This is a genomic window from Streptomyces sp. NBC_01264 (assembly GCF_026340675.1).
Classification (GTDB): domain Bacteria; phylum Actinomycetota; class Actinomycetes; order Streptomycetales; family Streptomycetaceae; genus Streptomyces.
On sequence record NZ_JAPEOX010000001.1, the window covers coordinates 3069663 to 3080578 of the forward strand.

The following is a 10916-nucleotide window of genomic DNA, read 5'->3' on the forward strand; positions in this document are numbered from 1 at the left end:
CCCTTGGGTTTGTGTTTGGTAGCCGATCCTCCAAGGAAGAGAAGGACGCCGCCACCGACAAGGTGAGCGCCGACCTCTCGCAGTCCCGTGACCCTCAGGCCCCGAAGGGCCGCCCGACGCCGAAGCGTGCTGTGGCCCAGTCGCAGCGCAAGGCCGTGGTGGCTTCGACCGGCAACCGCAAGGAGGATGCCAAGCGGGCTCGTGAGCGCCGCCGGGTCGAGATGACCAAGCAGCGCGAAGCCCTCGCCAATGGCGACGAGCGTTATCTGCCCAACCGGGACAAGGGTCCCGTGCGCCGGTACGTGCGCGACTTCGTGGACTCCCGCTTCTCCGTCGCCGAGATGTTCCTGCCGCTGGCCGTGATCATCCTGGTGCTGAGCATGGTGCGGGTGTCGTCCATCCAGAACATCGCGCTGCTGCTGTGGCTCGGCGTGATCGCGCTGATCATCGTCGACTCCATCGGCATGTTCATCCGCCTGCGCAAGGCCCTGAACGAGCGCTTCCCGAACGAGCCCAAGCGCGGCGCCGTCGCGTACGGCCTGATGCGCACCCTCCAGATGCGCCGGCTGCGTCTGCCGAAGCCGCAGGTCAAGCGCGGGGAACGGCCCTGAGCCGAGGAACGCCCGGAGCGTTCGGCGGGGGTGGCTTCGCGGACGGGGCCCGGCTGTGGCTGGAAGGCCTCGGCGGGCTCCGCAACGCGGTGCGCCAGGAGCTCGTCGGCCGGCAGGTCGACGAGCAGATCGCGCACCGCTTCCCCGTGGGGCAGCGGCTGCGCGTCCTCGACGTCGGCATGGGCCAGGGCACGCAGGCACTGCGCCTGGCCCGCGCCGGGCACATGGTGACCGGGCTGGAGCAGGATCCGGCGATGCTGACCGTCGCCCGTGAGGTGCTGGCTGCCGAGCCCCCCGGGATCCAGGACCGCGTCCGCCTCATGGAGGGCGACGGCCGGGAGACCGGCGCGCACTTCCTGCCGGGCAGCTTCGACGTCGTGCTCTGCCACGGCGTCCTCATGTACGTCGCCGAGCCGGACGCCATGCTGGCCGGGCTCGCCCGGATGCTGGCCCCCGGCGGGCTGCTGTCCCTGCTGGTGCGCAACGGCGACGCCCTCGCCATGCGGCCCGGCCTGCACGGTGACTGGACGGCGGCGCTGTCCGCCTTCGAAGGCGTCGACTACACGAACCGGCTGGGCCTGGACGTGCGCGCCGACCGGCTGGCCACGCTGACCGCGACCCTGTCCGGGATCGGCGCCCCGCTGCAGACCTGGTACGGCGTACGCGTCTTCACCGACGGCACCGAGGCCGGAGACGAGCTCCCGGCCGACGCGGAGCTGGAGCGGCTGCTCGCCGCCGAGGACCGCGCCGGGCGGACCGACCCCTACCGCGGGGTCGCCGCGCTGCTGCACCTGTGCGGCGTACGGGGCTGAGCCCCGAGGTGTTCTTCACGTGGCAGAGCCCGGACCCCTGAGGGGTCCGGGCTCTCGCGTACCCGGGCAGCGCCGGGCAGCGCCGGTTAGAGTTCCGCGGCCTCGCGCAGGCTCATCGTGTAGAGCTGGACCCCTTTGTCGTCGGACAGCTTCACCTGTTCGGTGCCGCCCTCCAGCAGGTCCTTCCAGTACTCGCCGATCCAGGATTCGGCGTCCCCCTGCGTGGTGAACTCCTCCGGCACCACCGACGGGCTCGCCTCATCGCCGTCGGCCGCCTCGAACCGCCACGTCCACGCCATGTCCGCCTCCGTTGCTCGTCCGCTTCTCACACGCTTCTCGCCTTGAGTGTGCCCGCAGACTAACCGGGCGCGCAGCAGTCCCGGCGACGCGGGAGGATCGTCCTGTGGAACTCACTCTGCTCGGCACCGGCACACCCGAAGGACTGCCCCGCCCCGGCTGTCCCTGCGCCGCGTGCGCACTCTCCGTGGGGCCCCGGGCGCGCGCCGCCACCTCCGTGCTCGTGGACGGGGCGCTGCTGCTGGACCTGACCCCCGGGGCGGTGCTCGCCGGCGCCCGGGCGGGGCATTCGCTGGCCGCCGTACGGCAGGTCCTGCTGACCCACCCGCACGACGGCCCGCCCGTGGAGCTGCCGCCGGGGCTGCCGGCGGCCGGGCGGGTCCCGGACGGGCGGGAGCTCGCGGTGATCTCCGGGCACCGGGTGCGGGCCGTGCCGATGGACGCGCCGGGCACCGGGTACGAGGTGACCGGGCCGGACGGTGCCCGGATGCTGTACCTGCCGCCGGGCGGCGCCCCGGCCGGGACGTCCGGCACCAGCGGGCGGCGCCCGTACGACGTGGTCCTCGCGGACGTGCTCAGCCGGCCGGAGGCACTGGCGCGGCTGCGGGCCAGCGGGGCGGTGGGCCCGGCGACGGACGTGATCGCGGTCCACCTGGACCACGACACCCCGCCGGGCGCGGAACTGGAGCGCCGCTGCGCCGCAGCGGGCGCGCGGACGGTGACGGACGGGACCACCGTGGCGGCCGGGGAGTACCGGCCGGCGCCCGAGGTGCCGCGGCGGACCCTGGTCCTGGGCGGGGCCCGCTCGGGCAAGTCGTACGAGGCCGAGCGCCGGCTGGCCGGCTACCCGGAGGTCGTCTACGTGGCCACGGGCGGTACCCGCGAGGGCGACCCGGAGTGGGCCGCGCGGGTCGGGCTCCACCGCGAGCGCAGGGCGGCGTCCTGGCGGACGGTGGAGACCTGCGACCTGGTGCCGCTGCTGGAGCAGGAGGGGCCGGCGCTGCTCGTCGACTGCCTGGCGCTGTGGCTCACGGACGCGATGGACCGGGCCGGTGCCTGGGACGACTCCGTCTGGGCGGGCGGGGGGAGCAAGGAGCTGGCCGCGCGCATCGGTGAACTGGTGGCGGCGGTCCGGGCCACCCGTCGCCAGGTGGTGCTGGTCAGCAACGAGGTCGGCTCCGGGGTCGTTCCCGCGACGGCGTCGGGGCGGCGGTTCCGCGACGAGCTGGGGCGGCTGAACGCCGGGGTCGCCGGGGAGTGCGAGCACGTGCTCCTGGTGGTGGCGGGGCAGGCGCTGGTCCTGAAGCAGTAGCCGCGGGGACCGGTGGTGAAAGGTGGTGCACGGACCGTTCGGGCAGCCCGGGAGGCCGCTGTACCCTCTGGCAAATGACCACGCTGAATCTCGACGACTTCTCCGATCTGATCGAGCGCCCCGACGGGGGCGTCCGGCGTGACGCCGAGGAACGCCGTGAACGGCTGGCCGTGCCGGTCGGGGCGCTGGGGCGGCTCGACGAACTCGCCGAGTGGCTCGCCGCCGCGCAGGGCCGGGTGCCGGTCAAGCCGATCGAGCGGCCGCGCGTCGTGCTGTTCGCCGCCGACCACGGGGTGGCCTCCGAGGGGGTCTCCGTACGTGCCGCCGGCACCGCGCACGAGCTGGTGCGGGCCGTCCTGGACGGCCGGAGCCCGGTGGCGGTGCTGGCCGCGCGGCTCGGGGCCTCCGTACGGATCGTGGACGCCGGCCTGGACTGCCACCTCGACCTGCTGCCCCCGGAGATCACCAAGCACCGCGTCCGGCGCGGCAGCGGGCGGATCGACGTCGAGGACGCGCTGACGACCGAGGAGGCCGAGGCCGCGCTGCTCCTCGGGATGCGGATCGCCGACGAGGAAGCCGACTCCGGGACCGACCTGGTCGTGCTCGGCGACCTGAGCGTCGGCGGAACCACCGTCGCCGCGACCCTGGTCGCCGCCCTGTGCGGGACGGACGCCTCCGTGGTCACCGGCCGCGGCGGCATGCCGATCGACGACCTGACCTGGATGCGCAAGTGCGCGGCCATCCGCGACGCGCTGCGACGCGCCCGGCCCGTCCTCGGGGATCAGGTGGCGCTGCTCGCCACCGTGGGCGGCGCCGACGTCGCGGCGATCACCGGCTTCCTGCTCCAGTGCGCGGTGCGCCGCACCCCCGTGATCCTCGACGGGGTCGTCTCGGCGGCCTGCGGGCTGGTGGCCCAGCGGGCCGCTTTCCGGGCCCCGGACTGGTGGCTGGCCGGACAGGCCAGCGGGGAGCCGGGCCAGGCGAAGGCACTGGACCGGATGGCACTCAACCCCGTGCTCGACCACGGCGTCACTGTGGGAGAAGGAACCGGGGCGCTGCTGGCTCTCCCCCTCGTCCAGGCGGCCGCCGCACTCGCGGCGGAACTCCCCGAGCGAGCGGCCGAGCCGACCGAATGAGTCACCGGGGCCCGCGGTCCTGACCAGGCCGCGGCCCTCAGGGACCCCAGCACGGACCGCGATGCCCCATATCATCGCTTTTTATGGGAGAGGTCCGTTTGACCAGCGCAGAGACCGATCGGAAGACCGACCGAGGAACCGGTGGGGATCCGAACGGCAGAAACAATCCGGGGGGCGCGCGGGGGAACACCCAGGCCAACGCCCAGGGGAACCCACAGGGAGCCACGTCTCCCGGCCGGGAGAACGGCCGCGGAAGTGTCCGCTCGCGGCGCAGCGCCACGTTCGCGGTGTGGTACCTGCGCGCCGTCACCTTCGTCAACCTGCTCAGCGCGGTGTGGTTCTCGCTCGGCCAGGACCTGCGCCGGCACAGCACCGCCGATTTCTACACCCCGTACCTGCTCACGGCGGGCTTCGCCTCGGCGGCCTTCTCGCTGCTGCTGACCGTCACCATGGGCCGCCGCAAACGCGCGGCCTGGATCCTGAACCTGGTGCTCAGCGGGCTGCTGCTGGCGGCCTTCGTGATGGCCGCCGCCGCCTCCTTCACCCCGTGCTCGGGGGGCGGGTACGAGTTCTGCTACCCGGAGTTCCGCGTCCACCCGCAGAACTGGGTGGCCTTCGGGCTGACCGCGCTCTTCGTCGGCGCCCTGCTGCTGGGCCGCCGGGAGTTCTACGCCAAGGGCGACCGCTCCAACCCGCTCCTGGCCAGCCTGGTCGCCTCCGTCGGCCTGCTGGTGACCTCGCTGGTCGCCGCCCTGGTCGTCGGCGCGACCAACACCGACCCGGACGCCGCGGACGCCACGTTCCTGGCCCGCTGGCGGTACGGCGTGATGCGGCTGGTCACCCTGGCTCCGGACGACAAGGCCTACAACACGATCACCACCCCGGGCTGGGTGGACGTGGCCATCAACGTCATGTCCACGCTGCTGCTCCTCGCCGTCCTGTTCGCCGCCTTCCGCTCGCGCCGCGCCGTGGACCCGCTCGGCGAGGAGGACGAGGAGAAGCTGCGCCTGCTGCTCGCCCGGCACGGCGACCGCGACTCGCTGGGCTACTTCGCGCTGCGCCGCGAGAAGTCCGTCATCTGGTCCCCCACCGGCAAGGCCGCGGTCACCTACCGCGTCGTCGGCGGGGTCTCCCTGGCCTCCGGCGACCCGATCGGCGACCCCGAGGCCTGGCCCGGCGCCATCGACCCGTGGCTGGCCGAGGCCCGCGAGCACGGCTGGGTGCCCGCCGTGATGGGCGCGAGCGAGGAGGCCGGGCAGATCTACGCCCGGCACGGACTGGACGCACTGGAGCTGGGCGACGAGGCCATCGTCGAGACCGACGAGTTCACCCTGGAGGGCCGCGCCATGCGCACCGTCCGCCAGGCGTACAACCGCGTCAAGCGGGCCGGGTACACCGTCCGCATCCGCCGCCACGCCGACATCCCGGCCGAGGAGATGGACGTACTCCTGCTGCGCGCCGACGACTGGCGCGACGGCGCGACCGAGCGCGGCTTCTCCATGGCACTGGGCCGGCTGGGCGATCCCGACGACGGCCAGTGCGTGATGCTGGAGTGCTTCGACGGCGAGGGCGAGCTGCGCGCCGTGCTGTCCTTCGTGCCCTGGGGACCCAAGGGGCTGTCGCTGGACCTGATGCGCCGTGACCGGGATTCCGAGAACGGTCTGATGGAGTTCATGGTCATCGAACTCCTGGAGCGGTCAAAGGAGATCGGGGTCACACAGGTCTCGCTGAACTTCGCGATGTTCCGTTCCGTCTTCGAGCGCGGGTCGAAGCTCGGCGCCGGTCCGGTGCTGCGCATGTGGCGCTCGCTGCTGAGCTTCTTCTCGCGCTGGTGGCAGATCGAGTCCCTCTACCGGGCCAACGCCAAATACCGGCCGATCTGGGAACCGCGGTTCATGCTCTTCGAGAAGAGTTCGGACCTTCTGCGGATCGGGATCGCGGCGGGCCGGGCCGAGGGCTTCCTGGAAGCACCCGGGCTGCCGAAGTGGATGCACCGCAGACATCTGGAGAGCAAGCGTTGACCACTGCCTCACTGCGGCGGTTCGCCGACCGCGAGTGGGGGCCCCTGTACCGGACGGTCCGGGACGCGCTCGTCCGCGACACGTGGCGGGCGATCCCGATGACCCTCGGCGCGGTCTGCCTGACCCTGGTGTTCCAGATCGTCCAGCAGACGTCATGGGGCTTCCAGCCGGTGCAGGACCTCGGGTCGGTCAAAGCCGTGGACCCGCTGTGGCTGGCCCTGCTGCGGACCCCGCTGTCGCTGTTCGTCCCCGCGCTGGACCTGCCGGTGTGGGGGGCGCTCGCACAGATCCTGCTCGTCTTCGGGATCTCGGAGATCTGCATCGGCTGGTGGCGCACGCTGGTCATCGGCTACGTGGCCACCCTGGCCGGGACCACGTACGCGCGGATCGGGCTCTCACTGGGCCCGCACCACCCCTTCGGGCTGCCCGACTCGGACCGGATCGTCAACGACACCGGGCCCTCGGCGGCGGTGGTCGGGCTCGCCGTGTACGTCTGCTGGCGCTACCGGGCGTACCTGACCGGCTCCTTGGTGATCCTGGTGATGATCGGCGAGCTGCTCTTCAAGGACAACCTGGCGGGCAAGGAGCACCTGGCCGCCATCGCCTCGGTGATGCTGATCTGCCTGGTCCGCGCCAAGTGGGGCCCGGAGCGCTCCCGCACCCCGCTGGGGCGGCCCCCGGCCGGGGCGCCGCCCCCGGTCCCTCCCCCCGCCCCGCCCGGGACGCCGCCCGTCCCGCCGCCGCGGGTCTGATCCGGCGTGCGGGGCCGTACCGTATCGGGGTGACGACACACCTCGGGCCGCTCGCTCCCACGCGGCAGTGGATGCGGGACCATCCGCTGGCCACCGACGCCGTACTGGCGCTCGGGGCGCTCGTCGCCATGGTCGTGGCGTCCTTCGCCGACCCGCACGGGGAGTACGGGCCGACCTTCGGGACCCGTACCCCCGAGCCGTTCTCGCTCGTCCTCATGGTGCTCGGCGCGGGCACCCTGGTGTTGCGGCGCCGACGGCCGCGCGCGGTGCTGGCCGTGACCGTCGGGCTCTCGCTGCTGGAACTCACGACCGGGGAGCCGCGGGCGCCCGTCGCCATGTGCACGGTGATCGCCCTCTACACCGTGGCCTCGCGCACCGACCGGCCCACCACCTGGCGGCTCGGCCTGCTCACCATGGCCGGGCTGACGGGAGTGGCCATGCTGGCCGGGCCGCTGCCCTGGTACTCCCAGGAGAACCTCGGCATCTTCGCCTGGACCGGCATGGCCGCCGCCGCCGGGGACGCGGTGCGCAGCCGGCGGGCCTTCATCGACGCCATCCAGGAGCGGGCCGAGCGCGCCGAGCGGACCCGCGAGGAGGAGGCCCGGCGCCGGGTCGCCGAGGAGCGGCTGCGGATCGCCCGGGACCTGCACGACGTGGTGGCCCACCACATCGCCCTGGTCAACGTGCAGGCGGGAGTGGCCGCGCACGTCATGGACAAGCGCCCGGACCAGGCCAAGGAGGCCCTCGCCCACGTACGGGACGCCAGCCGCTCGGCGCTGAACGAACTGCGGGCGACCGTCGGGCTGCTGCGCCAGTCCGGCGACCCGGAGGCGCCGACCGAGCCGGCGCCCGGTCTGGCCGTCCTGGACGACCTGGTGGGCACCTTCCGGCACGCCGGGCTCCCGGTGAAGGTGATGGTCCAGCTGGGCCCGGCCGCCGCGGTTCCGCTGCCCGCCGCCGTGGACCTGGCGGCGTACCGGGTGATCCAGGAGGCGCTGACCAACGTCCGCAAGCACGCGGGGCCGGGGGCCGGCGCCGAGGTCAGCGTGGTGCGGGTGGGCGGCTCGGTGGAGGTGACCGTGCTGGACGACGGCGGCTCCGCGGCGGACCCCTCGCCGGAGCCCCGCGACCCGGGCGGCGGGCACGGTCTGCTCGGCATGCGCGAGCGGGCGGTGGCCCTGGGCGGTTCCTGCTTCGCCGGGCCCCGCTTCGGGGGCGGCTACCGGGTGCACGCGATCCTTCCGGTGGGCTGAGGGGCCTCCCGGTGGGCTGAGCGGACCGGCCGAAAGAGGCCCTCCCCGGCCGGGATTCGGCTTGTCCCGATGCCTGACAAATCATCAACTCCCCTACAGACTTCAGGCATTGATTCGGTGTGAGTCGAGGTCCGGGGGGACGTCATGGCAATGGATCTGGCGGCGGCGACGGTGGACGCGGTGGCTCGGGCGGCCACCGCGGCGGTGACCTCGGCCGGCGGCGCGGCCGGCGGAATGGTCGTCGACCTGGTGCGCGGCAGGCTGAACGGCGTGGACCAGGGGGCCGAGGCCGTCGCCGCGGTGGAGCGGACACCGGAGGATCCCGACGCCCGCTCGCAGCTGCGCGAGAAGCTCGCGGCGGTGCTGTCTGAGGACCCCGCGTTCGCCGCGTACCTGGCGAGCGTGCTGGCCCCGCCCCCGCCGGCCTCGCCGCCCAGCCTCGTCGGCAGCATCAACATCGACCGCAACGGCCGGGCCCGGGGCACCTTCGTCCTCGGCGACCAGGCGGTCACCAAGATCCGCCAGGGCAGCCCGGGCGCGCTCGTGGGCCTCCTGCTGATCGCCGCGCTGCTGGTCACGGCCATCTACGGGCTCGGCCGGCTGGTCACGGACGACGACGGGCAGTCGCCCGGCGGAAGCCGCGGAGGCGGGCGCCAGGTCAAGGTGCTCGATGACCCGGCGGTGGTCTCGTCCGTCGCGCCCGACCTCCACAGCATGCCGACCGGCTGGACCACCCGCTCCACGGACTCCCTCGAATCCGGCGCCGACGCCTGCCCGGACGGCACGGACTGCAAGGGGGTGCTGCACACGGCCCAGGCATCGTTCCGCAACCCCTTCGACCAGTCGGCGTCCTTCGCGGTGGTCGCCTGCGCCTCCGCCGCCGACGCGCAACGCGTCTACGAGGACATCGCCGGGACGAGCCTGCGGAGCGGCCGCCCGCTGGCCATGCCGGCGCTCGGCGACCAGTCGTCCGCCGCCGAGATGTCCAAGGGGCAGGGCCTGGCACTCGCCCGCGTCGGCACCGTGGTCGTCTACGTGTCCGAGAAGGGCAGCAACGACGACTACGAGGTCGAAACGCTGCAGGCGCTCGCGCAGATGGTGGCGCAGCGCGCCCAGGAGGCCCAGAACGGCCAAACCCCCTCCTCCCGGGCGAACCTGCGGAGCTGAGCCGCCCCGGCCCGTGCCCGGACCGGCCGGATCACCGCGCCCGGCCGCAGGTCCTGCGCCAGGCGCCCAGGTCGTACTTCTTCTCCAGGGAGCTGAGCTTCAGCGTGGTGGTGCCGGCGCAGAACCGGCCCGCCGGGAGTTCGTACTCCACGTGGAAGACCGCCTTGCCCGCCGCGATGAACGGGGTCAGCCGGGCGCACTCGTCGTACTGGGCGCACTGCTCGTTGACCGCGAAGTCGAAGTCCCCCACCAGCTCCGGGATCTGGTCCAGATCGTTCTTCAGCCCGACCGACAGCCCCCGGTCGTGCGCGAGCCGCGCGATCAGCCGGTTGTACTTCAGCTGGTCGCCGGCGGTGAGAGGGAAGCCGGACGTGTTGCGGTAGGCGTCCATGTTGTCCGGCTCCACCGCGTCGAAGCCCTTGTCCCGGCACATGTCGAACCGCTTGGCGATCAGCGGTTCCAGTTCCGTGAGCCGCCGGATGTCGAGCCAGCGCTCGCCCTCCCAGCCGTTGCCCGTCCCGCGCATCGACGGCGGGAAGGCCTCGGCGTCCGGGCGGAAGTCCTCCCACGCCCCGGTGGAGAGGTAGCAGATGGTCCGCCGGCCGGCCGCGTTCAGCTCGGCGACCTGCTCCTTGGTGGTGGTGAACCCGTCGATGTCGTAGACCGCGGCCTTCACGGAGGTGTCGAGCTTCCCGGTGAGCTGCCACTGCCAGCTGACCCCGGGCGCCGGCCGCCAGCGCTCGCCCGGCGCCGGGGCCGGCGAGAGGTCGTCGGGCCGGTCCTCGTCCCCGTCCGGGCCGGAGGTGCAGGCCGCGAGCAGGAGGACGGGGACGAGGGCGAGGAGCAGCAGGGCGCGGCGGCCGGCCCGGCGGGTGGGCGGGCGTCTCATCCGGCGGCCTCCAGTGCGTACGGCAGGGTCCCCCACGGGTGCGCGCCGGTCCCCGGGACCGCGCAGTGCACCCCCGCCCCGCGCTGGGCCGCGAGCCGTTCGGCGAGTTCGGCGGCCGGGGCGCCCGGCGGGACGGCGTAGACGAGGTGGCAGAACCGCTGGGCGGGATGGTCGGCGGTCCACGGGGGAACGGCCGCGTCCCGGTAGGCGTCCCAGGGGCCCTCGAAGGTGACGAGCAGGTCGGCGAGTTCGGCGTAGCCCGGGTGCGGGTGCACTCCGTGGTTCAGGACCACGGTACGGGCCCCGGCGGCCCGCGCCGCGACGGCGAGCCGCCGGTAGTGCGGCAGGAACTCCGGGCCCGCCGCGGCCTGGTCCAGGAAGGTCCCGTCGGCGGCGTACCAGTCGCGGTGGCGCAGCAGGTCCTGGACCACGGCGGCGTGCGGGCGGCGCCCGTAGTCGGTGTCGACGTACCCCAGGACGGGCACCCCGGCCCCGCGCAGCCGCTCCGCCACGGCGGCGAACCGCTCGTCGGGGGCCTCGCCCGGCCCGCTGGCGGGGTTGAGCACCACGGAGTGCAGCCGGCCCGCGGAGCGGATGAGCCGCTCCCAGTACTCGGGGCGGTCGGCGGGGTGCTCGTAGAGGGGCACCAGGAGCATGAGGTCCTTC

The 10916-nt window shown here is 73.8% G+C and carries 11 protein-coding genes; 8 read left to right on the plus strand and 3 right to left on the minus strand.

The window, feature by feature from the left end:
- Window positions 1-11: 11 nt before the first annotated feature.
- Together OG435_RS14045 and OG435_RS14050 are read left to right on the plus strand one after the other, a co-directional pair.
- On the plus strand, window positions 12-611 hold the full coding sequence (locus tag OG435_RS14045) for a DUF3043 domain-containing protein (RefSeq protein ID WP_266877159.1): 600 nt from the start codon (window positions 12-14) through the stop codon (window positions 609-611).
- Window positions 612-700: 89 nt separating this feature from the next.
- Window positions 701-1423, plus strand: a complete 723-nt coding sequence (locus OG435_RS14050) for a class I SAM-dependent methyltransferase (RefSeq protein WP_266877160.1) — start codon at window positions 701-703, stop codon at window positions 1421-1423.
- A gap of 86 nt (window positions 1424-1509) precedes the next feature.
- On the opposite strand, the gene OG435_RS14055 is transcribed toward OG435_RS14050, so the two are convergent.
- The gene (locus OG435_RS14055) at window positions 1510-1722 is read right to left on the minus strand and encodes a hypothetical protein (protein WP_266877161.1); all 213 of its coding nucleotides are present in this window, start codon (window positions 1720-1722) and stop codon (window positions 1510-1512) included.
- A 104-nt stretch (window positions 1723-1826) separates the two neighbouring features.
- On the opposite strand from OG435_RS14055, the gene OG435_RS14060 reads away from it, so the two are divergent.
- The 6 genes from OG435_RS14060 (at window position 1827) to OG435_RS14085 (ending at window position 9361) form a co-directional block, all read left to right on the plus strand.
- Window positions 1827-3032 (plus strand): bifunctional adenosylcobinamide kinase/adenosylcobinamide-phosphate guanylyltransferase, encoded by a 1206-nt coding sequence (locus tag OG435_RS14060; protein WP_266877162.1) that lies wholly within the window; start codon window positions 1827-1829, stop codon window positions 3030-3032.
- A 74-nt stretch (window positions 3033-3106) separates the two neighbouring features.
- Complete coding sequence (cobT, locus tag OG435_RS14065) at window positions 3107-4168, plus strand: nicotinate-nucleotide--dimethylbenzimidazole phosphoribosyltransferase (RefSeq protein ID WP_266877163.1); 1062 nt, start codon at window positions 3107-3109, stop codon at window positions 4166-4168.
- A gap of 83 nt (window positions 4169-4251) precedes the next feature.
- Complete coding sequence (locus OG435_RS14070) at window positions 4252-6189, plus strand: phosphatidylglycerol lysyltransferase domain-containing protein (protein WP_266877164.1); 1938 nt, start codon at window positions 4252-4254, stop codon at window positions 6187-6189.
- A complete protein-coding gene (locus tag OG435_RS14075) occupies window positions 6186-6941 on the plus strand; it encodes a hypothetical protein (RefSeq protein ID WP_266877165.1) in 756 nt (251 codons plus the stop codon). The genes OG435_RS14070 and OG435_RS14075 overlap by 4 nt, the downstream gene beginning before the upstream one ends.
- Window positions 6942-7012: 71 nt before the next feature.
- Window positions 7013-8194 (plus strand): sensor histidine kinase, encoded by a 1182-nt coding sequence (locus OG435_RS14080; RefSeq protein WP_266881722.1) that lies wholly within the window; start codon window positions 7013-7015, stop codon window positions 8192-8194.
- Between the two features lie 144 nt (window positions 8195-8338).
- Complete coding sequence (locus tag OG435_RS14085; RefSeq protein WP_266877166.1) at window positions 8339-9361, plus strand: hypothetical protein; 1023 nt, start codon at window positions 8339-8341, stop codon at window positions 9359-9361.
- Between the two features lie 31 nt (window positions 9362-9392).
- Here the strand turns inward: OG435_RS14085 and OG435_RS14090 are convergent, their stop codons facing one another.
- A complete protein-coding gene (locus tag OG435_RS14090; RefSeq protein WP_266877167.1) occupies window positions 9393-10250 on the minus strand; it encodes an endo alpha-1,4 polygalactosaminidase in 858 nt (285 codons plus the stop codon).
- Window positions 10247-10906, minus strand: coding sequence for a spherulation-specific family 4 protein (locus OG435_RS14095; RefSeq protein ID WP_266881724.1), 660 nt, complete (start codon window positions 10904-10906; stop codon window positions 10247-10249). Before OG435_RS14095 ends, OG435_RS14090 begins: the two co-directional genes overlap by 4 nt.
- Window positions 10907-10916 lie beyond the last annotated feature (10 nt).